Genomic DNA, 24,617 nt, shown 5'->3' with positions numbered 1-24,617 from the left:
GTTGCATTGAATGGAACCGGAGACGTTCATGACGCCCCAAGAGTTACGGCTAAAGCGGCAAGCCCTGCAAGACATGGTTTTTCGCGGCTCGACCCGCTTTTTTGCCTTCTTTGTACTGGCGCTGCTGCTCGCCATCATTTTGTCGCTGATTCACGGCGCCTGGCCCGCCATCAAGGCATTCGGCCTAGGCTTCATCACCAGCAGCGACTGGAACCCGGTCACCGAGCAGTTCGGCGGCTGGAACTCGATCCGCGGCACGCTACTGTCGTCGCTGATCGCACTGCTGATCGGCGTACCGGTCAGTTTCGGCATTGCCATTTTCCTGACCGAATTATCGCCAACCTGGTTGCGCCGCCCGTTCGGCATCGCGATCGAGCTGCTGGCCGGCGTGCCGTCGATCATCTTCGGCATGTGGGGCCTGTTCGTTTTCGCGCCGTGGTTCGCCGATAACGTCCAGCCCTGGCTAACCGAAACCGCCGCCGGCATTCCGATGATCGGCTGGCTGTTCCAGGGCCCGCCAATGGGTATCGGCATGTTCACGGCCGGGCTGATCCTCTCGGTGATGGTCATTCCCTATATCGCCTCGGTGATGCGCGACGTGTTCGAAGTCGTCCCGCCGATGCTGAAGGAATCGGCCTACGGTCTTGGCTGCACCACTTGGGAAGTCGTCTGGAACGTCGTACTGCCCTACACCCGTCAAGGCGTGGTTGGCGGCGTGATGCTGGGCCTTGGCCGGGCGCTGGGCGAAACCATGGCGGTGACCTTTGTGATCGGCAACTCGCACAAGACCATCTCGTCGCTGTTTGATCCGGGCACCTCGATCGCGGCGACGCTGGCCAATGAATTCACCGAAGCCACCGGCAATCTGCACGTAGCCTCACTGATCAATCTCGGCCTGCTGCTGTTCCTGATTACCTTTGTCGTCCTCGTCCTGTCGAAGCTGATGCTGCTGCGACTGGAAAAGAGCGAAGGCTCACACTCCTGATATCACGGGCACCGACATGAATCTCTATTTTCGCCGCCGCGTCATCAACAAACTGAGCCTGATGCTGTCGCTTGCCGCGATGGCCTTTGGTCTGTTCTGGCTGTTGTGGATCCTCTACACCCTGTTCAGCAACGGCCTGGCCGGGCTTAGCATGACGCTGTTCACCCAAACCACACCAGCCCCAGGTAGCGACGGCGGTCTCGCCAACGCCATCGTCGGCAGCTTGGCCATGTCTGGGGTTGGCGTCGCGATCGGCACGCCGATCGGCATCCTCGCCGGCACCTACCTCGCCGAGTTTGGCGAGCGTGGCTGGCTGGCACCATCGACGCGGTTTATCAACGATATCCTGCTGTCGGCACCTTCCATCGTCATCGGCCTGTTCATCTACGACGTTTACGTTGCTACGGTCGGCCACTTCTCCGGCTGGGCCGGCGCGCTCGCCCTAGCCCTGCTGGTGATCCCGGTCGTGGTACGCACGACCGAGAACATGCTGCGACTGGTACCGCACACCATGCGGGAGGCCGCCTATGCACTCGGTGCACCGCAATGGAAGATGGTATTGCAGGTCAGTCTGCGTGCGGCCAAGGCCGGCGTTCTAACCGGCATTCTGCTTGCTGTCGCCCGGATTGTCGGCGAGACCGCACCGCTGCTGTTTACCGCGCTGAACAACCAGTTTTACTCGAACATGAACCAACCGATGGCCAACCTGCCGGTGGTGATCTTCCAGTTCGCAATGAGTCCGTATGACGACTGGCACAAGCTCGCCTGGGCAGGTGCACTGCTGATCGGCCTGTTCGTGCTCTCGCTCAACATCATTGCCCGTGTCCTCGTCCGTCCGACCAAGTCGCACTGACCGCCCAGATTTCCAGCCATTCAGAGATCCGACAATGAACAACACACTGAATCCGAAAATTGCCGTCAAGAACCTCAACTTCTACTACGGCAACTTCCACGCCCTGAAAAACATCAACCTCGACATCCGCGAAGGCAAGGTCACCGCCTTCATCGGCCCGTCGGGCTGCGGCAAGTCGACGCTCTTGCGCACCTTCAACCGCATGTACGGCCTCTACCCCAAGCTGCGCGCCGAAGGCGAGATCATCATGAACGGCCGCAACGTGCTCGACAACAATGTCGATCTGAACATGTTGCGCGCCAAGGTTGGCATGGTGTTTCAGAAGCCGACACCGTTTCCGATGTCGATCTACGACAACATTGCCTTCGGCGTAAAGCTGTACGAGAGCCTGTCCAAATCCGAAATGGACGATCGCGTCGAATGGGCACTGCAGAAGGCGGCGCTGTGGAAGGAAGCCAAAGACAAACTCAAGCAATCGGGTCTGGGCCTTTCCGGTGGCCAGCAGCAGCGCCTGTGCATCGCCCGCGCCGTCGCGGTAAAACCCGAAGTACTGCTACTGGATGAACCCACTTCGGCACTCGATCCGATTTCGACCGCGCACATTGAAGAACTGGTGCATGAGCTGAAGCAGGATTACACCATCGCCATCGTGACTCACAATATGCAGCAGGCAGCGCGCGTATCCGATTACACGGCCTATATGTACCTCGGCGAGCTGGTCGAAGTCGGTGAAACCGACAGCATCTTCACCACGCCGAAAAAGAAGGCGACCGAAGACTACATCACCGGGAAATTTGGTTAATGACCCGCTAGAAACGATGGAAACAAAAAAGCCACGGCATGCCGTGGCTTTTTTCAATGTGCGACGAAACTCACTCGTCACCCACGGCTTCAGCACTCACAACCGCCGCAATGCGCTCAGCCCACTCCTGCGCAACCGCCTGATCGGCGTGCTCGACCATCACCCGAATCAGCGGCTCGGTGCCGGACGCACGCAGCAGCACTCGTCCTTCACGTCCCATTGCGGCTTCGGCTTTGCTGACTTTCGCCGCAATTTCCGTCGAAGCGGCCAAGTCGAAGCCCTTCTTGATCCGCACATTTTTGAGCACCTGACCGGACAAGGTCAGCTCGGAACGGAAAGCCGACATCGGTCTACCCTGCTCGATCAGCGCCTCAAGAACCTGCAAGGCCGAGACAATGCCATCGCCCGTTGAATGCTTGTCCAGGCTAAGGAGATGACCCGAACCTTCGCCGCCGAGCAACCAGCCATGCTCGCTCAACTGCTCAAGCACATAGCGATCGCCGACCTTGGCGCGCACGAACGGGATGCCGCGCTCGGTCAGGGCGTTTTCGACCCCCAGATTGGTCATCAAGGTGCCAACCACGCCACCACCCAGCGTGCCACGGTCTTGCCGATAACGGGCGAGGATATAGAGCAGCATATCGCCATCAATGACCGAACCATCGCTATCGATCATGATCAGCCGGTCGCCGTCACCATCCAGCGCGATGCCGTAGTCAGCGCCTTCGGCCAGCACTTTCTGGCGAATGGCTTCGACATGCGTTGCACCGACCTCCTCATTGATGTTGTAACCATTGGGCTTGTCACCCATGGTGATCACTTCGGCACCCAACTCGTGGAATACGAACGGCGCAACCTGATAGGTGGCACCGTGCGCGCAATCGACGATCAGTTTCAGCCCACGCAGATCAAAATCGTGCGGGAACGTCGATTTGCAGAATTCGACGTAGCGACCGACGGCATCGCTCACCCGCTTTGCCTTGCCCAGTGCCTTGGGGCCAACGCAAGGCTGCTTCTCGTCGATCGCAGCCTCGATGGCCAGCTCGACCTCATCGGCCAGTTTCTTGCCGCCAGCACCGAAAAACTTTATGCCATTGTCGTAATAGGGATTGTGCGATGCAGAAATCACCACCCCCGCCGACAAACGCAAGGCACGGGTCAGATAGGCAACGCCCGGCGTCGGTAGTGGCCCGGTCAGGTAGACATCGACACCGGCGGCATTCAAACCCGCCTGCAAAGCGGCTTCAAGCATATAGCCGGAAACACGGGTGTCCTTGCCGATCAATACGGCAGCGTGATCGCCGGGCTGGCGCTTTTCTGCCGCAGCCAACACCTTACCGGCGGCATAACCCAGCTTCATCGCAAACTCGGGCGTGATCGGGTACTCACCGACCAAACCACGCACGCCATCGGTACCGAAATATCTTCTAGCCATCTGGTTTCTCTTGATAGATGTTGTTTTGGATTGCCGGTGCGTTGCCGGCGCACTGCAATTATTGCAGTGCAATATGAAATTGATTGGTGCTTATTTTAAGGCTCTGTCGACGTTAACTGTTGCAAGCTCACATAAGTGGCGTAAATCCTTGCGATACCTGTGACGCAAACGGCACGCTCGAATATGGCTTGTTGCTTGGGCTAGCTGACGTAGCACTGCAATCCGCAACAGTTAACGAATACAGAGCCTATTTTAAAGCCAGCCAGACCTTGATCGCATCCACTGTTTCCCTGACATCGTGCACGCGAATGACCGCGGCGCCGGCCTGCGCCGCCAACAGCGCAGCCGCCACGCTGGCACTCACACGCTCAGAGGGAACCGGCCGACCCGCCATCGTGCCAAGCATGGCCTTACGTGACACCCCAATCAACAAAGGCGCACCCAGTTGCTCCGCCAGCCCGGGCAGAGCACGAAACAACGCGGTGTTGTGCTCGAAGGTCTTGCCAAACCCAAAGCCCGGATCTAGCAACAAACGACAGGGGTCAATCCCGGCTGCCACGCCCAGATCGCGCCGCTCGGCCAGATAGGCGCCCACTTCGGCAACTACGTCATCGTAGTACGGTGCCGACTGCATGCCCCGTGGCTCGCCCTGCTTGTGCATCAGGCACACCGCGGCCCGCGACTGCGCAACAATCGCCAAGGCACCGTCATCCTCAAGCGCCGCGATATCGTTGACCAGATCGACTCCGGCATCCAGTGCAGCACGCATCACGGCCGTTTTACAGGTATCGATCGAGAGCGGCACGTTCAAGCTTTGCAGCGCCTGCAACACCGGAACAACGCGATGGATCTCTTCGTCATCGGGCACCCTGACCGCTCCGGGTCGGGTTGATTCGCCACCGATATCGAGGATATCCGCGCCATCATTAACCAGCCGTTCCGCCTGCATAACGGCCTTGGCCACCGAGTCGTAACGCCCGCCATCGGAAAACGAATCGGGCGTGACATTGACAATACCCATCACCAACGGGCGATCAAACGTGAAGCGGAAACGCCCACACAGTAGTTCGGACATCGAAAGATCCAGCGGAAAATAAAAAGACAAAGGCGACGCCGCAGCGCCGCCCTTGTTGGTCAGGCAAAGTATTAACCTTCGGCAGCGGGCGTTGTCGTCGCCGTCGGCGCATCACCGCTCGGCTTTTCATCCGACGGCAGCGTCGGCCTTGGTGCCGGCGGGTACTTCGGCGGACGTGGTTCACGATCTTCCATAATGTCGCGAACCTGCTCACGATCAATGGTTTCCCACTCCATCAGCGCGCTCGTCATGGCTTCGATCTTGCCGCGATTGTCATCGAGCAACTTCACCGCCAAAGCATATTGCTCGTCGATGATGCGGCGGATTTCGCTGTCAACCTGTTGCATGGTCGTTTCAGACACACTCTTGTGCGTCGTCACCGAACGGCCGAGAAATACCTCGCCCTCGTTCTCGGCGTAGACCATCGGGCCCATCTTGTCGCTCATGCCATAGCGGGTCACCATGTCGCGCGCCATCGCCGTTGCGCGTTCGAAGTCATTCGATGCGCCGGTTGAGATGCGATGCACGAACAGATCCTCCGCAACGCGACCACCGAACAGAATGGTGATCTCGTTCAGCATCTGGTCTTTGTAATGCGAGAACTTGTCACGCTCCGGCAACTGCCAAGTCAGCCCCAACGCACGACCACGCGGCATGATGGTGACCTTGTGCACCGGATCGGTACCTTCCAGCAGTTCGGCAATCACCGCATGGCCGGATTCGTGATAGGCAGTAGCGCGACGCTCGTCCTCGGTCATCACCATGGTGCGACGTTCCGGCCCCATGTAGATCTTGTCCTTGGCCGACTCGAAATCGTCCATATCGACCAAGCGCTTGTTACGGCGTGCGGCAAACAGTGCCGCTTCGTTGACCAGATTGGCAAGATCGGCACCGGACATGCCCGGCGTACCGCGAGCCAGAACGGAGGCATCGACGTCGTTGGAAATCGGCACCTTGCGCATATGCACACCGAGGATCTGCTCGCGCCCACGGATATCCGGCAACGGCACCACAACCTGACGGTCGAAACGGCCCGGACGCAGCAGCGCCGGATCAAGCACATCAGGACGGTTGGTCGCGGCGATGACGATGATGCCCGAATTACCCTCGAAGCCATCCATCTCGACCAGCATCTGGTTCAACGTTTGTTCGCGCTCGTCGTTACCACCGCCCATGCCGGCGCCACGCTGGCGACCGACGGCGTCGATTTCGTCGATAAAGATAATGCACGGGGAATTCTTCTTGGCATTCTCGAACATGTCACGGACACGCGCGGCGCCTACGCCGACGAACATCTCGACGAAATCCGAACCCGAAATCGAGAAGAACGGCACCTTAGCTTCACCGGCGATAGCCTTGGCGAGCAGGGTCTTACCGGTACCCGGCGAACCGACCATCAGAATACCGCGCGGCATACGGCCGCCCAAACTCTGGTACTTGGACGGATCACGCAGATAGTCAACGATCTCGGTGACTTCTTCCTTGGCCTCATCGCAGCCTGCGACATCGGCAAAGGTCACGCCATTGTTGCTGTCGTCGAGCATCTTGGCCCGGCTCTTGCCGAAGCTGAACGCCCCACCCTTGCCGCCGCCCTGCATCTGACGCATGAAGAAAACCCACACACCGATCAACAGCAGCATCGGGAACCAGTTGATGAAAATGCTCATCAAGAGGCTAGGCTCTTCCTCTGCCTTGGCTGCAAATTTGACGTCGTGCTTGATCAAGGTATCGACAAGACGATAGTCAAACGGTGCCAATGTCGAGAACTTGCTGCCATCGGTACGCTGGCCACGAATCCACTGGCCGCGTAGCGGATTGCCTTCGATCTCGACCGAAGCGATGCGATTGCCCTCGACATCGGACATGAATTGCGAGTACGCAACCTGGTTCGACGTTTCTTGCCGCTTGGTAAATTGGTTGAAGACCGTCATCAGTACGAGACCGACGATCAGCCAGATGGCGATGTTCTTGCCGAGATTGTTCACGGCCTTACTCCTTGCTGCGTGCGCACCAGTTCGACAATGTCATTGCGGATTCTACTCCACTCATGCTTTTTTCTGCTTGCCAAGTAAGTACATTTCCGTGCTGCGGTCCCGTGACGCCTTGGGTTTACGGGTCAGGACCTGAGTGAAAGTGGAGCGCATTTCGGCTATGTATTCGTTATAACCGTAGCCTTGGAATACCTTGACCACGAAATCGCCGCCAGGTTTCAACTGCTCCTGGGAAAATTGTAGCGCCAGCTCGCAAAGATGCATCGAGCGGGCCTGATCAGTGACGGCGTTCCCGGTGATATTGGGGGCAATATCGCAAATCACAAGGTCTACCTGCCTGCCGCCGAGCAGCGCGAGATACTGAGCCAGCACTTCGTCATCGCGAAAATCGCCCTGAATAAAGTCGACACCGGGAATGAACGGCATCTCCAGCAGGTCAAGCGCAAAAACCCGCCCCTGTTCGCCGACGATTTGTGCTGCCACCTGCGACCAACTGCCAGGTGCGGCACCCAGATCGGCAACCCACATGCCGGGCTTGATCAGTTTATCCTTGTCGTTGATCTCGATGAGCTTGTACGCGGCGCGGGCGCGATAGCCGTCCTTCTGCGCCATTTGAACATAGTGATCGTTCACATGCTCCTTGAGCCATGCGTTACTGGTCTTGCTACGTGCCATCGGGTAAACTTGCCTGTTTAATCAAGGAATTGAAGCATGGAACTCACCCCGGATCAACGCCGCCATCTGCGCGGCCTTGCCCATCACCTGAATCCGGTGGTCATGATCGGCAACCAGGGCCTGACCGACGCAGTACTGCGCGAGATCGCGGCAAACCTGGATGCGCATGAACTGATCAAGATCCGTGTGCTTGGCGATGATCGCGCATTGCGCGAAGAATTCCTGCAAAAAATTTGCGCCGACCTCGGCGCCGCTGCAGTGCAGCACATCGGCAAGCTGCTGCTGATTTATCGCGCAACCGCGAGCAATGGCGACAAGCCAAAAATCGCGCTACCGAAAGCGAAGAAGAGCAAGGCCTGAGTTTTTTACTCACGGCATCAAGGCAAAGGCCGGCGATCAACGCCGGCCTTTTGTTTATCGCGCGTCGCTTTGCCAGACGTAGGCCAGACCAAACAGCGCCTGCACCAAATAAATCAAACTTGAAATCGTATGCCACTGCGCCAGACCGCCGCCAAAGACGCCGGTCGCTGCGCTGCTGACCGCAGGCTTGAGCGCGGCGATCAGCGGAAAGATCGCGAACTGGTTCACCAGCGTGCAGATCAGCATGCCGATCACCAGCCACAGCCGACCGGTGCGAAATGCGCCCAGGCCATCGGCCCATAGCCAGTAAATCAGCAGAAACACGCCCGAAACAACGCCGACCCAGCCAATGGCGCTGAAAAGCCGCCCGGCAACCATGCCGGCCACTGACGTTTCCAGCGTTTTGAACAGGATGGGCGCGACGATGACGCCGATGACCCAGATGCCACCGATCCATAGCGTGGTCAGTATGTTCTTGATGCCTGTGCCCAGATTCATGCTTGCCCATCAATGCGTTTAGACCAGCGGCATTGTCACCGAAAACAGTGGCGACGGCGAGCTTGGAAAGCGCTCAGAGATACTGAACTTCGAGCACTTCATATTCGCGAATACCGCTCGGCGCAACGACTTCGGCCACATCCCCGGCATACTTGCCGATCAGCGCGCGTGCAATCGGGCTGGATACCGAGATCTTGCCATCCTTGAGGTTGGCTTCATCCTCACCGACGATCTGGTAGACCACCTGCTTGCCGCCCTCGAGATCTTCCAGCGAAATCGTTGCGCCAAATACAACACGACCTTCGGCCACGTCGGCCAGCACCTTGGGGTCGATCACCTGCGCGTTCGACAGTTTGCTTTCCAGCTCGGCGATCCGGCCTTCAACAAAACCCTGTTTTTCCTTGGCGGCTTCGTATTCGGCGTTCTCCGACAAGTCGCCTTGTGCGCGCGCTTCTGCAATAGCCTGAATCACGGACGGACGCTCGATGCTCTTGAGGCGCTGCAACTCGGCCTTGAGCCTTTCCGCACCGACGACGGTCAGCGGGATCTTGATCATGATGCTCATCTCCACGGCGCGCCCTGCACGCCCAACAAAACAAAGGGCCAAGCTGGGCTTGGCCTCGATCGGTACAAAATGCACAGCCGCCGTCACGAATGACGGCGGCTGAGTTGCTTCAACGTTATCAGGCTTTCAGCGACTGGTGCAAGCTTTGCACGTCGTAGACGCGCATTTCCTTGAGATCGCGCAGACCGATACACGCGGCGCGGGCACCGGCGATGGTCGTGTACACCGGTAGTTTGGCCTTGAGCGCCTCGTGGCGGATCGAGGAACTATCCTGAATCGCCTGACGACGCTCGTCGACGGTATTGAAGATCATGGCGATCTCACCGTTCACAAGCATGTCGACGACGTGCGGACGACCTTCGGTCACCTTGTTCACCGGCGTGACACTGATGCCCGCCTCGGCCAACGCTGCGGCGGTGCCCTTGGTGGCAATGACCTTGTAGCCGATCTCGGTCAGCGTCTTGGCACACTCGATTGCAATCGCCTTGTCGGCATCCCGCACCGAAATGAACACATTACCCGAGGACGGCAGCACAATGCCGGCAGCCAGCTGCGACTTCACGAACGCCTCGGCGAAGGTCTCGCCCACGCCCATCACTTCGCCGGTCGACTTCATTTCCGGACTGAGAATGGTGTCGACACCCGGGAACTTGGCGAACGGGAACACCGCCTCCTTGACCGAGTAGTACGGCGGAATCACTTCCTTCGTCACGCCCTGACTCTTGAGCGATTGGCCGGCCATGCAGCGCGCGGCCACCTTGGCGACCGAAATACCGGTGGCTTTGGACACATACGGCACGGTACGCGATGCACGCGGGTTCACTTCAAGCACGAACACCACGGCCTTGTCGCCCTTGCCCTGAATCGCGAACTGCACGTTCATCAGGCCGACGACCTTCAATGCCATGGCCATGGCCACAGTTTGCCGGCGCAGCTCGTCCTGCAACTCTTTCGACAAGCTGTACGGCGGCAAGGAGCACGCCGAGTCGCCCGAGTGCACGCCTGCCTGTTCGATGTGCTCCATGATGCCGGCGACCAGTACATCCTCACCATCGCAGATCGCGTCGACGTCGACTTCGATTGCATCGTTGAGGAAGCGATCGAGCAGCACCGGGCTGTCATTCGAGACCTTGACGGCTTCACGCATGTAGCGGGCGAGGTCTTCCTCGGAGTGGACGATCTGCATCGCCCGACCACCGAGCACGTACGACGGACGAACGACCAGCGGGTAGCCAAGCTCACGCGCCAGATGCAACGCATCCTGTTCGGTACGCGCGGTCGCGTTCGGCGGCTGACGCAGGCCCAGGTCTTTGAGCAATTGCTGGAAGCGCTCGCGGTCTTCGGCGGCGTCGATCATGTCCGGCGAGGTACCAATAATCGGCACGCCGTTGGCTTCGAGCGCACGCGCCAGTTTCAGCGGCGTCTGGCCGCCGTACTGGACGATCACGCCAACCGGCTTTTCAACCGCGACGATCTCGAGCACGTCTTCCAGCGTCAGCGATTCGAAGTACAGCCGATCCGAGGTGTCGTAGTCGGTCGACACGGTTTCGGGATTGCAGTTGACCATGATGGTTTCATAGCCGTCTTCGCGCAGCGCGAGTGCGGCGTGGACGCAGCAATAATCGAACTCGATGCCCTGGCCGATCCGGTTCGGGCCACCGCCGAGCACCATGATTTTCTTGGCATTGGTCGGCAGCGCTTCGCACTCATCCTCGTAGGTCGAGTACATATACGCGGTGTCGGTCGAGAATTCGGCCGCGCAGGTGTCGACCCGCTTGTAGACCGGACGGATGCCCAGACCGTGGCGATGACGGCGCACGGCGTTCTGGTCGCAACCGAGCAGCGCGCCCAGACGGCGATCGGAGAAGCCCTTGCGCTTGAGTTTGCGCATTTCGGCGTAATCGAGGCTGTCGACGCTGCGACCGCGCAGGCCGTTCTCGATCAGCACGATGTCTTCGATCTGCGCCAGGAACCACGGATCGATCTTCGACAGATTGAAGACTTCCTGCTGGTTCAAACCGATGCGGAAGGCGTCAGCGACGTACCACAGCCGCTCCGGCCCCGGCGCGGCGAGTTCGGACTCGATCGCCTGGCGATCGGTCGTCACTTCATCGAAACCCGACATGCCGGTTTCCAGACCGCGCAGCGCCTTCTGCAGCGACTCCTGCAGCGTGCGGCCGATCGCCATCACTTCACCGACCGACTTCATTTGCGTGGTCAGGCGGCTATTGGCTTGCGGGAATTTCTCGAATGCGAAACGCGGCACCTTGGTGACGACGTAGTCGATCGACGGTTCGAACGATGCCGGGGTCTTGCCATCGGTGATTTCGTTCTTCAGCTCGTCGAGCGTGTAGCCGACGGCCAGCTTGGCGGCGATCTTGGCGATCGGGAAGCCGGTGGCCTTGGAAGCCAGCGCCGACGAACGCGACACACGCGGATTCATTTCAATGACGATCAAGCGGCCATCGTCCGGATTGACCGAGAACTGCACGTTCGAACCACCGGTATCGACACCGATCTCACGCAGCACCGCCAGACTGGCGTTACGCATGATCTGGTATTCCTTGTCGGTCAGCGTTTGCGCCGGCGCGACGGTGATCGAATCGCCGGTGTGCACCCCCATCGGATCAAGGTTTTCGATCGAGCAAACGATGATGCAGTTGTCGGCGCTGTCACGCACGACTTCCATCTCGTATTCCTTCCAGCCCAGCAAGGACTCCTCGATCAGGAGCTCCTTGGTTGGCGAAAGGTCGAGACCGCGGGTACAGATCTCGATGAACTCCTGAACGTTGTAGGCGATACCGCCGCCCGAGCCACCCATGGTGAACGACGGACGAATGATGACCGGAAAGCCGATATTCGCCTGTGCGGCCAGCGCTTCGTCGATGGTGTGGGCAATGGCCGAACGCGCCGAGCCGAGGCCGATCTTGTCCATGGCCAGCTTGAACTTCTGACGATCCTCGGCCTTGTCGATCGCTTCCGGCGTCGCACCGATCAGCTCGACGTCGTACTTGTCGAGCACGCCGTTGTGCCACAGGTCGAGCGCACAGTTCAGCGCGGTCTGGCCACCCATGGTCGGCAGGATCGCGTCAGGGCGCTCCTTGTCGATGATTTTCTCGACCACTTGCCAGGTAATCGGCTCGATGTAGGTCACATCGGCCATGTTCGGGTCGGTCATGATCGTCGCAGGGTTGCTGTTGACGAGGATGACCTTGTAACCCTCTTCACGCAGCGCCTTGCACGCCTGTGCGCCCGAGTAGTCGAACTCGCACGCCTGGCCGATCACGATAGGGCCGGCGCCAATGATGAGGATGGATTTGATGTCTGTACGTTTTGGCATTGCTGTCTACCTGACCTTTACTTGCGCTCGGCCATCATGGCGATGAACTTGTCGAAGAGATAGGCCACGTCATGCGGGCCCGGGCTCGCTTCCGGATGTCCCTGGAACGAGAACACCGGTGCGTCGGTCAGCGCAATACCTTGCACCGTACCGTCGAACAGCGAGCGATGCGTAATGCGCACATTGGCCGGGAGGCTGCTTTCGTCGACCTGGAAGCCGTGATTCTGGCTGGTGATCATCACTCGGCCGGTATCCAGATCCTGCACCGGATGGTTGGCGCCGTGGTGGCCGAACTTCATCTTGCTGGTTGCACCACCGGTGGCAAGACCGAGCAACTGGTGGCCCAGACAGATGCCGAACACCGGCAAACCGGTTTTGATGAAATCCCGAATCGCGCTGATCGCGTAATCGCACGGTTCCGGGTCACCCGGACCGTTGGAGAGGAACACGCCATCCGGCTTCATCGCCAGCACATCGGCGGCCGGCGTTTGGGCCGGCACCACGGTGAGCTGGCAACCGCGCTCGGCGAGCATGCGCAGGATGTTGTACTTGACGCCAAAGTCATAGGCGACAACGTGGAACTTCGGGTTCGACTGCACGGTATAGCCGGCGCCAAGCTTCCACTCGGCGGTACTCCAGTCGTACTTCTCGGTCACGCTGACCACCTTGGCCAGATCCTGACCGGCCATCGAGCCAAAGGAATTGGCTTTTTTGATCGCCGCATCGGCATCGATGTTGTGGCCGGTGACGATACAGCCGGGCTGGGCGCCCTTTTCACGCAGGATGCGCGTGAGCTTGCGGGTATCGATATCGGCAATCGCAACGACATTGTGTTTGACGAGATAATCGCCAAGACTCATCGAGGCACGGAAGTTCGAGTGCAGCAGCGGCAGATCACGGATGATCAGGCCGGATGCAAACACAGACCGGCTTTCGGCATCTTCCGGGTTGACGCCGTAGTTGCCGATATGCGGATAAGTCAGGGTGACGATTTGCTTGGTGTACGACGGATCGGTCAGGATTTCCTGATAGCCGGTGATCGAGGTATTGAAGACGACCTCACCGATGGTCTCACCATCGGCGCCAATCGAAATACCGTGAAACAGCGTGCCGTCGGCGAGCGCAAGAAGGGCGGGTGTTGACACTGGCGGCTCCTGGGCGATGGCGCCCACAAGATGGAATTTCTGGTGCTACACGTACAAAAACGGGACAGGTGGCCCCTATCCCGTTTCGCGTGCGCAAAGTTATGGAAATTTTACCTTGAATCGCCTATGGCTTCAAGGTTCACCAAGCGGTCCGCGCCAGTCCCCACCCACAAGGCCGTGCCAGTTTCAGCCTTTATGTCAGTGACTTGCGGCACGCAGCGGCGTCAATGCCGCGCCCTGCCCGGCAAGCTTCACGGCGATTGCCGAGCCAAGCGAAAACTGCGGCAACGATGGCTCGAAGCCATCCTGCGCCTCGCGTGCAGCCACCGCCTCACGCGTCAGCATGCCGATTTCACGCCAGTCTCGACTACGGCCCAGCGCGTCGTACAGCGCCTTGCCGAAATAGGTGAAATCATTTTCGTCGGCGCAACCGAACGAGGCCCGGTCTGCCGCCGCGGCCGTCATGACCAGCGTGTCCCTGTTCGCCAGCGCCGGGACGAAACCGCCTGAATAGCACGCCGACACGATGACCACGCGCCAGCGCACGCCGGAGACATCCAGCGCCTGCCTGAGCCACCCCGGCGTCAAGCCGGCCAGCTCAAGCGGGGGGTTATTGAGTGCGAACTCGTGCTCGCGACTGCCGTGCGAGGTCAGATAAAGCACCAGCACATCTTCATCGCGGTTCATTTTCTCGCCGATGGCAGCGAGCGCGGCGGCGACGCTGGTTCGCGTTGCGATCGGCAGTTCACCGGTGGCGCGATCATGATTGGCGAGCAGCACCGAACGTCCGGCAGTATCGAAACGCTGATCGAGGCGTCCCCTTATCGCGGAGGCTTCGCGCAGAAACACCTGCTGACCGGCATCGCCACCGACCAGCAGCGCGTAGTTTTCGACCACGCCCGCCCTGCCCGGCCGGATTGCCGCCAAGGCTTCAGCCAGCCTGCCAGGCTCGGCGTACAGCACGGTCTCATCGGCCAGACGCGGCGGACGCTCAGCGACCAGCGGCGCGGTCGTGTCATCGGCCGCGGGCAACCACAGCGGCTGGACGTCGGCCCAGTAAACACGCTCGGCCAAGAACACGCCGGCAAGCACGATCGCGGTCAGCGTACTGCGCCAGAGCCGCCAGCCCCGGCAACGACTCGCGGCAAAGGCAAGTGCGAAGGCCAGCCACACCGGCATCAGCACGAAGATCACCCAGTCAAGCTGGTATTGCCGCAGCGGCGGCAACCAGCGTTGCCCGGCTTGCCAGACCGCAAAGAACAACAGATCCAGTAACACCACAGCGGCGAAATAGAGCGTTGCCCACTGCCAGCCCAGCTCGCCGCGCCGATCGATACCCATGCCGACGACGCACAGCAGCAGGCCTACCCAGCCCCAGCCGGGCAAGGCGTAAACATTGAAACGGCCACCGCCGCCCAGCAGGCAAGCGACGACCGCTTCGGTTGCCAGCGCCAGCAACGCCGCGAGCAGCAGACCGCAGGCCGGCCAATATCGTGGCGCTCGGGGCGCGCAAAAGCACAGCGCCCGCAGCGCCGATGCAAACGGTGCCGCACGCGCAGGCTGCACCGCGGAAAGATCCTCGCTCAGAGCAGCTTCTCGATCCGGGCGACGAGGTCTTCGGGCGCCGTCGTCGGTGCAAAGCGCTCGACCACCTTGCCGTCACGGTCGACGAGGAACTTGGTGAAGTTCCACTTGATCGCTTCGGTGCCGAGAATGCCCGGCTCGGCTTTCTTCAGGTATTGGTACAGCGGATGCGCACCGTCGCCGTTGACGTCGATCTTGGCGAACATCGGAAAGCTCACGCCGTAGTTGCTCGAGCAGAATTCACCGATCTCGGCCTCGCTGCCCGGCTCCTGCGTGCCGAACTGGTTGCACGGAAAGCCCAATACCGCGAAACCGCGACCCTGGAAACGCTCGTACACGGCCTGCAGCCCGGCGTATTGCGGCGTAAACCCGCATTTGCTGGCGACGTTGACGATCAGCAGCACCTGGCCCTGATAGTCGGCCAAAGGTTGCGGCGTGCCGGCGAGGCTGTTGGGAGAGAAGTCGTAGATACCGCTCATGATGATTCCTTGGCGTTGCGCATTGGGAGACAATTGCAATGTACATGATGGATCGACACGCAAGACAGCGTCATGCCGATCGAAGCAACAGCTTGCAGACCGATTTTTGCTGGAGTTTTTACAATGTTGTTCAACCCATCGCGCGACGAGGCGCGACGCTTTTTCATCCAGTGCTGGCAAAAGCACGCGGCCAGCGCACCACTGGCCGATCTGGAGAAAATCGTCGTCGCCGTGCTGTTGCGCCACCCCGAATATCACCGCTATCTGAGCGAGGATTACCTCGACCGCGACTGGCCGCCCGAAGTGGGCGAAACCAACCCCTTTTTACATCTCTCGATGCATCTGGCCATCGAGGAACAGCTATCAATCGACCAACCGCTGGGCGTGAAAGCGCAATACGCGGCGCTATGTCAGGCCTGTGGCGACGAACATTCGGCGCAACATCAGATGATGGATGGTTTGGGCGAGATGATCTGGCACGCCCAGCGCAATCAGTCGGCACCAGATCCGGCGATCTATCTGGACATCCTGCGCACCAAGGTGCGCCAGTTCGGCGGCAAACACTAAAGCGCTACAGCTTGGCGGCGACGGGCGTGGATGCATCCAGCTTGCTACCGTCGCCCCTCTTGTCGCTGCGCCCGGCCAGCGCCATCACATCCAGCAAGCGGGCATCGATTTCGGATTGCAGGTAGAAATCATTGCCCGGCTGGCGCTGTGCCAGCTGCAGTTGCTCGATCGCCGGGCCATATTCCAGTAGCCGCACGTAATACTCGGCTTGCGCCTTGTACTGCCGCTGCATCTCGCCCTTACCCGCGTACGCCCTGGCCTCACGCTGATACAGATTGGCGTCGCTGGCATACAGCTCCTGCGCCGAATGAATGCGTACCAGTGCATCGTCGTAACGCCCGGCGGCGATCAATGTATCGGCCTCGCCGTACAGCAAGGCGCGGCTCGACGGAAAGTGCTGCCCGGCATCGCGGAACAGCGCCAGCGCGGCATCGTATTTCTGCTGCGACAGGCGGATCTGTCCCGCCAGATAATCCAGCGCCGGGTGATCGCTGCCATAGGCACTGCGCGCATCGGCGAGCGTTTGCCATGCGGCATCGAACGCACCATCACGCCACTGCGCAAAAGCGTAGCCGTAGAGTTGCATCGGCAGGTGGGCGTACCGCTTTTGCGCCAGCGTCTTGCCGTAAAGGCTGACGGCCTCCTTGGGCGCCATCTGCAAGATGCGCAGTTTCTCGCGCACGAAGCGGTAATCGGTCGAATCCGGGTACTGCTTGTAGCTGCCGCCTTTGAGCCGGGCCTGGGCATCGGCGATCCGTTTATAGGTAACCGGATGGGTGCGCAGAAACTCGGGCGCCCCGCCCTCGACCAAGCGGTTTTCCTTTTGCAGTCGCTGGAAGAACAGCGGCATCGCAGCCGGATCAAGCCCGGATTTCTGCATGGTCTGCATGCCGATTCGGTCGGCCTCCTGCTCAAAGGCGTAGGTAAAATCGAGCTGACGCTGGATCGCATAGCCCTGGCTGCCAACCACTGCCGCCATCCCCGCACCGCTATTGCCGGCCTTGGCGGCGATGATTGCCAGCCCAAGCGCACCGAGCAGCATCCACGGCGTCATGCGCTGCGAGTCGACCATCCGGGCAATGTGGTGCTGGGTGATATGGGCGATTTCATGTGCCATCACGCTGGCGAGCTCGGATTCACTCTGCGTTGCCGCCAGAAGACCGCTGTGGATCACGATGAAACCGCCAGGCATGGCAAAGGCGTTCACCGTTTTATCGATCAGCACATAAAAGCTGAACGAGGTGCTGATGTCGCCGCTCGCATCGACCAGCTTGCCGCCGATGCGCCGGATATATTCGTTCACTTCCGGGTCGTCGCTCAGCGCGCCACTGCGGCGGATTTCGCGGATCGCGCCCTCCCCGAGTTCGCGCTCCTGCGTCGGCGACATGCCCTCGCGCGAGGCGGCGCCCAGATCGGGCAGATCGCTGTAGTTGATGTCCGCCCAGCCGGGCGCAGCCAGCGACAGCGCCAGTACGGCGATCAGCGCGTGTCTGGCTGACGGTTTGACAAAGCGAAAAGCCAAGCAGAGGACTCCGGGGTCAGTGGCCCGTCGCAGCACGGACCAGAGGAACAAGGGCAAGGTAGCGCAACAGCTTGCCGATCACCAGCCACGGCAACACTTGCCGCCACGGCCAGCGCAACCAGCCCGCGCCAGCACACAGTGCGTCACCGGCGACCGGCACCCAACTCAAGACCAGAGCCAGCGGCCCCCAGCGTTTGAGCCAGGCGGCACGTGCCGGCAACTCTTTTCGCGGCAGACGGCGCCCCATCCAGACGGTCACCACCCCGCCAAGGCTGTTGCCGAGCGTGGCGATCAGCACCGCCAGCAGCCAGTGCTGCGGCGCCTGATACAGATAGGCCGCCAGCGCGGCTTCGGAGTTCCCCGGCAATAGTGTCGCCGACAGGAAAGCCGACGCGAACAGGCCGGGTAGCCACCAACCGTCCATCAATGAAACGCGAACGCCTCGCCCGCGTGCAGGCTGATCGCGGCGGCCAGATCGGCGAAAAACTCGCCTTCGCCGCGGGTATTCATCCAGCGCTGACCATCATAACGATAGTGGTAACCGCCGCTGCGCGCGGCAATCCATACTTCCTGATTGAAAACGTGGCGATTGACAATGACCTTGCTGCCATCATCGAACTCCACCTCCAGTACATTGCCGGTACGGAGTGCATCGACGTCAAAATCAACGTCGTCCAGCGCCAGTTCGATCTGGCTGAAGATACGGTCGGTCTGGGTGAGGAATTCGGATTCGGTCATGGCTTGGGGAGTCGGCAAGTCGGTTAAGATAGCGATTTTGCCACCAAAGCACCCCATGCGCGCACTTGCTCCGCTTCTCGTCCTGCTGCTTGCCGCCTGCGGCTTCAAAGGCCCGCTCTATCTGCCGCCACCCGGCTGGAAGGCGCCGGAAACCCGCGCCGAAATGAACAAGCGCAAGGCTGCCGAAGCCAGTGCCGCCGCGTCAGCGCCGGCCAGTGCGGTCGCCAGCGAACCGGCCAGCCAGTAATCAACGCGCCGCGCGTTGTTCGCGGCGAAAATCCCACGGCGGCTCGGCACCGTGCTGCTGCCACAGGCCAAGGCGCCCTTCGCGCGCCGCCTGTAGCGCCGCGTCGTAGGCGGCAAAATCATCGCGCGCCTGTTTGTCGGCATAGCGGGTGTAATGCCACGCCAAGCCGGCCTTCACCTGCGCATAGTTGATATCCACGCCATCGAGCCGGATCAACGCCACGCCGCGCTGATAGCGATCGACGTCGATCACTTCGGCCGTCACGGTCTTGCGATAAATCAGGTCGGACAGATGCTGCTTGGCCACGGCGCCGAAAGGCTGGGCTTTCTCCGGCGCATCGATAAACGCCAGCCGCAGCTTGTACTGGCGCCGATCGGCATCGAGCACGGTGATCGTGTCACCGTCGGCCACGCCGACAACGGTGCCGCTCACCTCATACCCCGCCGCCAGCATCCCCGGCGAGGCACGACTTTCGCTCCACCATGCCCACGCCGCCAGCGCCAGTACGACGATGGCACTGACGCGCGTCGCCCACGAACGCGCGGTGAACAGCGTTGTCACCGCGCGGATATCTTTTTGGGTAATTCGTTTCGCCATCGCGTCGTCGCCCGTCTACTTGCGCCGCCATGCGCGCCACAGCAGTCGCGGCCAGTCACCCTTGCCCAGTGTTGGCCTGCGATGGAAGACGTCGTAGCCGCAGGCATCGAGCTTGTCGAGAATAGCCGCCGCCCCCAGCACCGTCAGGCGCAGCTCGAAGCCAACCCGCCCCGGCAAGGCACTGGCCAGCGGCGCACCGGCCTTGAGCATGCGGCGGGTACGATCGACTTGAAAGCGCATCAGCCGCTGCCATGCCGGATTGACCTCACCGGCGGCAATCTGCGACTCGCTCACGCCGAAACGCACCAGCTCGTCCTGTGGCAGATACACGCGATCCTTGGTCCAGTCGATGGCGGCGTCCTGCCAGAAATTCACCAGTTGCAGTGCAGTGCAGATGCCGTCCGACATCGCCAGATAGCGCGGATTCACCTCGCCGAAAATATGCAGCAAAATCCGCCCGACCGGGTTGGCCGAACGACGGCAGTACTGCACCAGCTCGCCAAAATCGGCATAGCGGCTTTGCGTCACATCCTGGCGAAAGGCCGACAGCAGATCCTCGCACAGCGTCACCGGTACGCCGTACTGGTAGATCACCGTTGCCAGGGCCTGATAGCGCGCGGTTTCCGGCTGCTGGCCGGCGTCGACCCGGCGCAGCTCGGCGCTGCAGGCAGCCAGTGCCGCCAAACGCTCGTCCGGGCTGGCGTTGCCCTCGTCGGCGAGGTCGTCAGCGTGGCGGGCAAAGTGGTACACCGCCGCAACCGCCTTGCGATACCGCCGCGGCAACAGGATCGAGCCTACCGGAAAGTTTTCGTAATGTTCAACCGACTGTTGTGGCGTCACGTTAATCATTGATACTGAATCCAAACTGACAAATTGTGTGGTTTTGCCGTGCTATAGTCAGCGAGTGGGATGACCCACCTGACCACTCAAGGGAGAGAAGGCAATGAAAAAATGGCTCGCTGCATTTGTCGGCATGTTCCTGCTGTGCGCGTCGGTTTTTGCCGCCGTAGATCTTAACACCGCCACCGAGCAGCAACTCGAAGGCCTCAATGGCATCGGCCCGACCAAGGCCAAGGCCATCGTTGATTACCGCAACAAGAACGGCGCATTCAAATCGCCGGAAGACATCATGAAAGTGCCGGGCATCAAGGAAGGCACCTTCAACAAGATCAAGGGCGAGGTCAGCGTGGGCGGCAAGGTTGCCGCGCCGGCAGCTACGACCAAAGCGCCGAAGGCGGTTGCATCCGGCGCCAAGGATGCAAAGGTCAAGGAGCCAAAGACCAAGGCCAGCGCACCGGCAAAGAAATAAGCCACTCGCTCAAGACAACGGCGCCCCACGGGGCGCCGTTTCTTTTTAAACTGCCGGAACCGCCCTGCCGGCGGCGCGGCGTTGCCTAAGCATCGTGCGCCGGCCCACCGACGATATCGGCAATCGGCACCGCCTTGAGCTGGGCGGCCAGCTCGACGGCCGAGCGCACTCTCAGCTTCGCGTAAATGCGGGCGCGGTGAACTTCCACCGTCTTGATGCTGATACTGAGTGCATCGGCGATTTGCTTGTTGAGCTTGCCGGCAAGCAATTCGCGCAGTACATCACGTTCTCGCGGGGTCAGATTGTCGAGCCTTTCGGTCAGTGTCTGCCGCGTTTCCCAGTTGCTGCGGGCGGTAACATCGCTCTGCAGGTATTCCTCGACCTTGGCCAGCAGCACCTTGTGGTCATAGGGTTTTTCGAGAAAGTCGCTCGCGCCATCCTTCACAGCCGACACCGCCATCGGCACGTCACCGTGGCCGGTCAGAAAAATCACCGGCGGCAGATAAGGTGCATTCTGCAGGGCGGCAAACAGCTCCAGCCCGGTCATGCCGGTCATGCGCACATCGACAATCAGGCAGGCATAGTCGGCGACATTGGCGGCGGAAAGAAAATGCTCGGCCGACTCAAAACCGGCACTCGGCCACTCGCGGGTTTCAAACAACAGCGACAAGGCATCGCGCACGGCGATGTCGTCATCGACGATGGCAATCGGACGCATCAGGCGTTCTCCTCGGTGATTTCGGTTTTGGTATCGCTCAGGGGCAGGCGGCAGACAAAACGGCAGCCTCCCTCCGGTGGATTTTCCACACGCAGATGCCCCCGGTGCTGTTCCATCACCGAGCGGCAAATATTCAGCCCCATGCCCATGCCGTCGGGTTTGGTGCTGAAAAAAGGTTGAAACAGCTTGTTTGGCCTGCTGAAGCCGGCACCTTCGTCGCTGACGCTCACTTCCAGCGCGGCATCAACCACAGCCGCACTCACGGTCAGGCGGCGCGGCGCGGCCGGCAAGGCCGCCATCGCTTCGATGCCGTTCTTCATCAGATTGAAGAGCACTTGTTCGAGCATGACGCCATCACCGCGAAAGCCGGGCAAGCCGTCCGGAACGTCGAGGATGATCTGCACTTGCGCCTTGCGCGCCAGCGGGGCCAGTAGCTCCATCGGCACGGCCAGCAAGGTCTCGATACGGCAGTCCTCCTCACGCGGCGCGCGCTTGGCAACGAAATTGCGGATACCGCGAATGATCTGGCCGGCACGCGCCGCCTGATCGCCGATCTTGCCCAGCGTTTCGCGCGCGCGATTCAGGGCCGGCGGCTCGATCTGCAGGAGGTTGTCGCCCGCAGCGGCATAACCGGCAATCGCCGCCAGAGGCTGGTTGAGTTCGTGCGCCAGGCTCGACGCCATCTCGCCCATGCTGACCAGCCGCGCGGTGTGTTGCAAGCGCTCATCGCGCTGACGCGCATCTTCGGCCGCCTGCCGGCGCTCGGTAATGTCCGTCGCAATCTCCAGCCACACCGGCCGGCCATCGACCCAATCCAGCGCGCGCCGCTGTATCGCGAACCAGCGCCCGCTGGCCGGCTCCAGGCACTCCTCAACCTGCACCTCACTCGGCGGCCATGCACCCAACGGCACCAGACAGCATTCGGCGTCCGTTCGCAGGACAAAGCTGCGGGCATGCCCCCGATTGCGGTACAGCAGCGCACCGGTGCGCGCATCGGTGACCGACACTGACGCATCCAGCCCTTCAAGCACGGTTCTGAGCTGCATGCGCGAGGTCGCCAGCGCTTCGCGTTCGCGGCGGATATCGGTCACGTCATAGAGTGATGCCATCCAGCCACGATGCTCACCCCGACCGTCGACCAGCCGCGAGGCATACAGGCTGACATCAAACCGCTCGCCATTGCGGCGCATGAAGCGCAGCTGCATCCCGCCGGATGGCGCGTTTCCCGTCCGGATCGCCTGGAATGCGCTCGCGCAGTGGGATAAGCGCTCGGGGGGCCAGAACGGCAGCGGCGGCATCAAGCCAACGAGTTCGTCGGCGCGCCAGCCTACGAGCTGACAAAAGCCCGGATTCACGTAGATCAGCTCACCTTCACGCCCGATCGCGAGCAGGCCGGTGGTCAACGAATCTTCCATCGCCGCGCGAAAGCCAATCTCGTCACGCAAGGCATCTTCGGCGCGCTGGCGCTCGGCCATGCGCTTTTTCACCAGGGTCAGCGCCCACAGCAGCAAGGCCAGCAGCAGCACGACACTGGCGACAAGCAGCGCCAGTTGCCGCCGCGCGGGCTCAGGCTCGCTGCGCACGCTGGCGCGCAATTTGAGTCCGTTACCCAGCGGCTCGAAGCTGACTTCCCTGCTCAAGCGGCCTGGCGATACCGTGTAATCGGCCGGCACCAGCGCCTGCCCGGTTGGGTCGAGCAGCACCAGATCGTAGCGCTGGACCATCCACCACGGCACCTGCAACTGCATCAGTTGCGGCAGCGAATAGCTCGCCAGTACCGCGCCCTCGTAAACCGTACTGCGGAAATACGGCACCACCAGCACGATCTGCGGAATGTTGCGGTAGATCACCGTTGAATACACCGGCCGCCCCAGCGATGCCCCTCCGTCGAGCGCATCGATCAGCGCCGGATCGTTGAGCGGCGCCAGGCTATTGGGGCGATCGCTATAGACCGGCAAGCCGCCCAGCCGTTTACCCTCGCGACTGATGTATTCAACGGCGACGATTTCCGGATTGGCCTTCATCAGCGCATCGGCACGCGCGGAAAAATCGGCGGGACGAATGGCGCCGGCGGCGAGGCTGTAGGCGAGATTTTCGATGACGTTCTGGTTGGTCTGCAGGTGTAGCCGGATCGCCTGTTCCTGCCAGAGCAGATCCTGCGCCAGCGTGCTGTCGCGGCTTTGCTGCATCTGGCGGGCATCGTACGCGGCGTAGCCAAGCAGTACGACCAGCGTCAGGCCAATCGCCAGATAAGCCAGAATCCACGGCCATTGGCCGCGATAACGTTGTTGGAAGGATTGCATCACACCCAAGCATAGCCTGCCGGCTGGTTCGCCCCCATAGGGCCAAACCCGCGACACATAAAAAAACAACGGCGCCCCGTTCAGGAGGCGCCGTTGTTCTCTGTAAAACGCCGCAATCAGTTGCGGTTGTTACCCGAGAACGCCATCAGGATGTTCAGCAGGCTGATGAACAGGTTGTAGATGTTCAGATAAAGCTGCAGCGTAGCGGTCACATAGTTGGTTTCACCACCGTTCACGATCCGGCTGGTATCGATCAGGATGAAGGCCGAGAAGATCAGCACCGCCACGGCCGAGATCGCCAGCGACAAGGCCGGGATCTGGAAGAACATATTGCCGAGCGAGGCCAGAATCAGAATGACAAGACCGATCATCATGAACTTGCCCATGAAGCTGAAATCTTTCTTGGTCACCGTGGCGATCGCCGACAGCGTGAAGAAGATCGCGGCAGTGCCGACTGCGGCGGTGCCGATCATCTGCGCGCCGTTGGAGAAGCGCAACGCCACTTGCAGAATCTGCGACAGCCACAGGCCCATGAAGCCGGTATAGGCCAGCAGCAGGATCACGCCCATGCCGCTGTTCTTGGTTTTTTCGATCGCGAAGAATGCGCCAAAGCTCACGCCAAGGAACAGGATCACGCCCATCATCGGCGAGATCGCGAACTGCATCGAAATGCCCAGGAGCGCGCCGGCGGCCGTTGGCAGCATCGACAGGGCCAAAAGGAAATAGGTATTGCGCAGGACTCGGTTACGCTCAACGGCGAGCGATTCGCCGCCGTAACGGGCGGTGTTGAGTTGCATTGTGTCTCTCCAGAGATATTGATGTGCGGGCA

At 60.6% G+C, this 24,617-nt stretch carries 25 protein-coding genes; 7 read left to right on the top strand and 18 right to left on the bottom strand.

Annotation, left to right across the window (positions count from 1 at the left end):
* Window positions 1–28 precede the first annotated feature (28 nt).
* The 3 genes from pstC to pstB are packed head-to-tail and all read left to right on the top strand — an operon-like array spanning window position 29 to window position 2,640.
* On the top strand, window positions 29–985 hold the full coding sequence (pstC, locus tag JLC71_RS01390; RefSeq protein ID WP_200916907.1) for a phosphate ABC transporter permease subunit PstC: 957 nt from the start codon (window positions 29–31) through the stop codon (window positions 983–985).
* 16 nt (window positions 986–1,001) lie between these two features.
* Complete coding sequence (pstA, locus tag JLC71_RS01385) at window positions 1,002–1,838, top strand: phosphate ABC transporter permease PstA (protein WP_200916906.1); 837 nt, start codon at window positions 1,002–1,004, stop codon at window positions 1,836–1,838.
* A gap of 34 nt (window positions 1,839–1,872) precedes the next feature.
* Window positions 1,873–2,640, top strand: a complete 768-nt coding sequence (gene pstB, locus JLC71_RS01380) for a phosphate ABC transporter ATP-binding protein PstB (protein WP_200916905.1) — start codon at window positions 1,873–1,875, stop codon at window positions 2,638–2,640.
* A 70-nt stretch (window positions 2,641–2,710) separates the two neighbouring features.
* Here pstB and glmM read toward each other — a convergent pair whose 3' ends face one another.
* From glmM to rlmE, 4 genes are all read right to left on the bottom strand, one after another.
* Window positions 2,711–4,075, bottom strand: a complete 1,365-nt coding sequence (gene glmM / locus JLC71_RS01375; protein WP_200916904.1) for a phosphoglucosamine mutase — start codon at window positions 4,073–4,075, stop codon at window positions 2,711–2,713.
* Between the two features lie 247 nt (window positions 4,076–4,322).
* Entirely contained in the window at window positions 4,323–5,150 is an 828-nt protein-coding gene (gene folP, locus JLC71_RS01370; protein ID WP_200916903.1) for a dihydropteroate synthase, read from the bottom strand.
* A gap of 71 nt (window positions 5,151–5,221) precedes the next feature.
* Entirely contained in the window at window positions 5,222–7,135 is a 1,914-nt protein-coding gene (ftsH, locus tag JLC71_RS01365; RefSeq protein WP_200916902.1) for an ATP-dependent zinc metalloprotease FtsH, read from the bottom strand.
* A 60-nt stretch (window positions 7,136–7,195) separates the two neighbouring features.
* Entirely contained in the window at window positions 7,196–7,816 is a 621-nt protein-coding gene (gene rlmE, locus JLC71_RS01360; protein WP_200916901.1) for a 23S rRNA (uridine(2552)-2'-O)-methyltransferase RlmE, read from the bottom strand.
* A gap of 36 nt (window positions 7,817–7,852) precedes the next feature.
* On the opposite strand from rlmE, the gene yhbY reads away from it, so the two are divergent.
* Window positions 7,853–8,176, top strand: coding sequence for a ribosome assembly RNA-binding protein YhbY (gene yhbY, locus JLC71_RS01355; protein ID WP_200916900.1), 324 nt, complete (start codon window positions 7,853–7,855; stop codon window positions 8,174–8,176).
* Window positions 8,177–8,230: 54 nt separating this feature from the next.
* Here the strand turns inward: yhbY and JLC71_RS01350 are convergent, their stop codons facing one another.
* The 6 genes from JLC71_RS01350 to JLC71_RS01325 form a co-directional block, all read right to left on the bottom strand.
* Window positions 8,231–8,674 carry a DUF4149 domain-containing protein gene (locus JLC71_RS01350; RefSeq protein ID WP_200916899.1) on the bottom strand — a complete coding sequence of 148 codons (444 nt, stop codon included), beginning with the start codon at window positions 8,672–8,674 and terminating at the stop codon, window positions 8,231–8,233.
* Between the two features lie 73 nt (window positions 8,675–8,747).
* Entirely contained in the window at window positions 8,748–9,230 is a 483-nt protein-coding gene (greA, locus tag JLC71_RS01345; protein WP_200916898.1) for a transcription elongation factor GreA, read from the bottom strand.
* 127 nt (window positions 9,231–9,357) lie between these two features.
* Window positions 9,358–12,579 (bottom strand): carbamoyl-phosphate synthase large subunit, encoded by a 3,222-nt coding sequence (gene carB / locus JLC71_RS01340; protein ID WP_200916897.1) that lies wholly within the window; start codon window positions 12,577–12,579, stop codon window positions 9,358–9,360.
* Between the two features lie 17 nt (window positions 12,580–12,596).
* On the bottom strand, window positions 12,597–13,724 hold the full coding sequence (gene carA, locus JLC71_RS01335; RefSeq protein ID WP_200916896.1) for a glutamine-hydrolyzing carbamoyl-phosphate synthase small subunit: 1,128 nt from the start codon (window positions 13,722–13,724) through the stop codon (window positions 12,597–12,599).
* A 198-nt stretch (window positions 13,725–13,922) separates the two neighbouring features.
* On the bottom strand, window positions 13,923–15,290 hold the full coding sequence (locus tag JLC71_RS01330) for a C13 family peptidase (RefSeq protein ID WP_200916895.1): 1,368 nt from the start codon (window positions 15,288–15,290) through the stop codon (window positions 13,923–13,925).
* A 17-nt stretch (window positions 15,291–15,307) separates the two neighbouring features.
* A complete protein-coding gene (locus JLC71_RS01325; RefSeq protein WP_200916894.1) occupies window positions 15,308–15,787 on the bottom strand; it encodes a glutathione peroxidase in 480 nt (159 codons plus the stop codon).
* 123 nt (window positions 15,788–15,910) lie between these two features.
* On the opposite strand from JLC71_RS01325, the gene JLC71_RS01320 reads away from it, so the two are divergent.
* Entirely contained in the window at window positions 15,911–16,354 is a 444-nt protein-coding gene (locus tag JLC71_RS01320; protein ID WP_200916893.1) for a DUF1841 family protein, read from the top strand.
* Between the two features lie 4 nt (window positions 16,355–16,358).
* On the opposite strand, the gene JLC71_RS01315 is transcribed toward JLC71_RS01320, so the two are convergent.
* Genes JLC71_RS01315 through cyaY form a run of 3 tightly spaced genes read right to left on the bottom strand, consistent with a single transcriptional unit; the run spans window position 16,359 to window position 18,614 of the window.
* The gene (locus tag JLC71_RS01315) at window positions 16,359–17,876 is read right to left on the bottom strand and encodes a beta-barrel assembly-enhancing protease (protein WP_200916892.1); all 1,518 of its coding nucleotides are present in this window, start codon (window positions 17,874–17,876) and stop codon (window positions 16,359–16,361) included.
* A gap of 16 nt (window positions 17,877–17,892) precedes the next feature.
* Complete coding sequence (locus JLC71_RS01310; protein WP_200916891.1) at window positions 17,893–18,300, bottom strand: YqaA family protein; 408 nt, start codon at window positions 18,298–18,300, stop codon at window positions 17,893–17,895.
* Entirely contained in the window at window positions 18,300–18,614 is a 315-nt protein-coding gene (gene cyaY / locus JLC71_RS01305; protein ID WP_200916890.1) for an iron donor protein CyaY, read from the bottom strand. Before cyaY ends, JLC71_RS01310 begins: the two co-directional genes overlap by 1 nt.
* Before the next feature lie 55 nt (window positions 18,615–18,669).
* On the opposite strand from cyaY, the gene lptM reads away from it, so the two are divergent.
* Window positions 18,670–18,861 carry an LPS translocon maturation chaperone LptM gene (gene lptM / locus JLC71_RS01300; RefSeq protein ID WP_200916889.1) on the top strand — a complete coding sequence of 64 codons (192 nt, stop codon included), beginning with the start codon at window positions 18,670–18,672 and terminating at the stop codon, window positions 18,859–18,861.
* On the opposite strand, the gene JLC71_RS01295 is transcribed toward lptM, so the two are convergent.
* Window positions 18,862–19,458, bottom strand: a complete 597-nt coding sequence (locus tag JLC71_RS01295) for a thermonuclease family protein (RefSeq protein WP_200916888.1) — start codon at window positions 19,456–19,458, stop codon at window positions 18,862–18,864.
* Between the two features lie 15 nt (window positions 19,459–19,473).
* The gene (gene hpnC / locus JLC71_RS01290; protein WP_200916887.1) at window positions 19,474–20,307 is read right to left on the bottom strand and encodes a squalene synthase HpnC; all 834 of its coding nucleotides are present in this window, start codon (window positions 20,305–20,307) and stop codon (window positions 19,474–19,476) included.
* A gap of 94 nt (window positions 20,308–20,401) precedes the next feature.
* On the opposite strand from hpnC, the gene JLC71_RS01285 reads away from it, so the two are divergent.
* Window positions 20,402–20,767: a ComEA family DNA-binding protein gene (locus tag JLC71_RS01285; protein WP_200916886.1), complete on the top strand. Its 366-nt coding sequence runs from the start codon at window positions 20,402–20,404 to the stop codon at window positions 20,765–20,767.
* A gap of 85 nt (window positions 20,768–20,852) precedes the next feature.
* Here the strand turns inward: JLC71_RS01285 and JLC71_RS01280 are convergent, their stop codons facing one another.
* From JLC71_RS01280 to JLC71_RS01270, 3 genes are all read right to left on the bottom strand, one after another.
* Window positions 20,853–21,485 (bottom strand): response regulator transcription factor, encoded by a 633-nt coding sequence (locus JLC71_RS01280; protein ID WP_200916885.1) that lies wholly within the window; start codon window positions 21,483–21,485, stop codon window positions 20,853–20,855.
* Entirely contained in the window at window positions 21,485–23,788 is a 2,304-nt protein-coding gene (locus JLC71_RS01275) for a PAS domain-containing sensor histidine kinase (RefSeq protein ID WP_200916884.1), read from the bottom strand. Before JLC71_RS01275 ends, JLC71_RS01280 begins: the two co-directional genes overlap by 1 nt.
* A 116-nt stretch (window positions 23,789–23,904) precedes the next feature.
* Window positions 23,905–24,585, bottom strand: a complete 681-nt coding sequence (locus tag JLC71_RS01270; RefSeq protein ID WP_200916883.1) for a Bax inhibitor-1/YccA family protein — start codon at window positions 24,583–24,585, stop codon at window positions 23,905–23,907.
* Window positions 24,586–24,617 lie beyond the last annotated feature (32 nt).

This window comes from Jeongeupia sp. HS-3 (assembly GCF_015140455.1).
Taxonomy (GTDB): Bacteria; Pseudomonadota; Gammaproteobacteria; order Burkholderiales; family Chitinibacteraceae; genus Jeongeupia.
The sequence above is the reverse complement of the archived record's forward strand: the minus strand, read 5'-3'. Positions and strand labels throughout refer to the sequence as shown.

Excerpts from the sequence above, each read along its gene's own strand:
- pstC (WP_200916907.1), top strand. The coding sequence starts at position 29 with ATGACGCCCCAAGAGTTACGGCTAAAGCGGCAAGCCCTGCAAGACATG.
- pstA (WP_200916906.1), top strand. The coding sequence starts at position 1,002 with ATGAATCTCTATTTTCGCCGCCGCGTCATCAACAAACTGAGCCTGATG.
- pstB (WP_200916905.1), top strand. The coding sequence starts at position 1,873 with ATGAACAACACACTGAATCCGAAAATTGCCGTCAAGAACCTCAACTTC.
- glmM (WP_200916904.1), bottom strand. The coding sequence starts at position 4,075 with ATGGCTAGAAGATATTTCGGTACCGATGGCGTGCGTGGTTTGGTCGGT.
- folP (WP_200916903.1), bottom strand. The coding sequence starts at position 5,150 with ATGTCCGAACTACTGTGTGGGCGTTTCCGCTTCACGTTTGATCGCCCG.
- rlmE (WP_200916901.1), bottom strand. The coding sequence starts at position 7,816 with ATGGCACGTAGCAAGACCAGTAACGCATGGCTCAAGGAGCATGTGAAC.
- yhbY (WP_200916900.1), top strand. The coding sequence starts at position 7,853 with ATGGAACTCACCCCGGATCAACGCCGCCATCTGCGCGGCCTTGCCCAT.
- JLC71_RS01350 (WP_200916899.1), bottom strand. The coding sequence starts at position 8,674 with ATGAATCTGGGCACAGGCATCAAGAACATACTGACCACGCTATGGATC.
- greA (WP_200916898.1), bottom strand. The coding sequence starts at position 9,230 with ATGATCAAGATCCCGCTGACCGTCGTCGGTGCGGAAAGGCTCAAGGCC.
- carB (WP_200916897.1), bottom strand. The coding sequence starts at position 12,579 with ATGCCAAAACGTACAGACATCAAATCCATCCTCATCATTGGCGCCGGC.
- JLC71_RS01325 (WP_200916894.1), bottom strand. The coding sequence starts at position 15,787 with ATGAGCGGTATCTACGACTTCTCTCCCAACAGCCTCGCCGGCACGCCG.
- JLC71_RS01320 (WP_200916893.1), top strand. The coding sequence starts at position 15,911 with ATGTTGTTCAACCCATCGCGCGACGAGGCGCGACGCTTTTTCATCCAG.
- JLC71_RS01310 (WP_200916891.1), bottom strand. The coding sequence starts at position 18,300 with ATGGACGGTTGGTGGCTACCCGGCCTGTTCGCGTCGGCTTTCCTGTCG.
- cyaY (WP_200916890.1), bottom strand. The coding sequence starts at position 18,614 with ATGACCGAATCCGAATTCCTCACCCAGACCGACCGTATCTTCAGCCAG.
- lptM (WP_200916889.1), top strand. The coding sequence starts at position 18,670 with ATGCGCGCACTTGCTCCGCTTCTCGTCCTGCTGCTTGCCGCCTGCGGC.
- JLC71_RS01295 (WP_200916888.1), bottom strand. The coding sequence starts at position 19,458 with ATGGCGAAACGAATTACCCAAAAAGATATCCGCGCGGTGACAACGCTG.
- hpnC (WP_200916887.1), bottom strand. The coding sequence starts at position 20,307 with ATGATTAACGTGACGCCACAACAGTCGGTTGAACATTACGAAAACTTT.
- JLC71_RS01285 (WP_200916886.1), top strand. The coding sequence starts at position 20,402 with ATGAAAAAATGGCTCGCTGCATTTGTCGGCATGTTCCTGCTGTGCGCG.
- JLC71_RS01280 (WP_200916885.1), bottom strand. The coding sequence starts at position 21,485 with ATGCGTCCGATTGCCATCGTCGATGACGACATCGCCGTGCGCGATGCC.
- JLC71_RS01275 (WP_200916884.1), bottom strand. The coding sequence starts at position 23,788 with ATGCAATCCTTCCAACAACGTTATCGCGGCCAATGGCCGTGGATTCTG.
- JLC71_RS01270 (WP_200916883.1), bottom strand. The coding sequence starts at position 24,585 with ATGCAACTCAACACCGCCCGTTACGGCGGCGAATCGCTCGCCGTTGAG.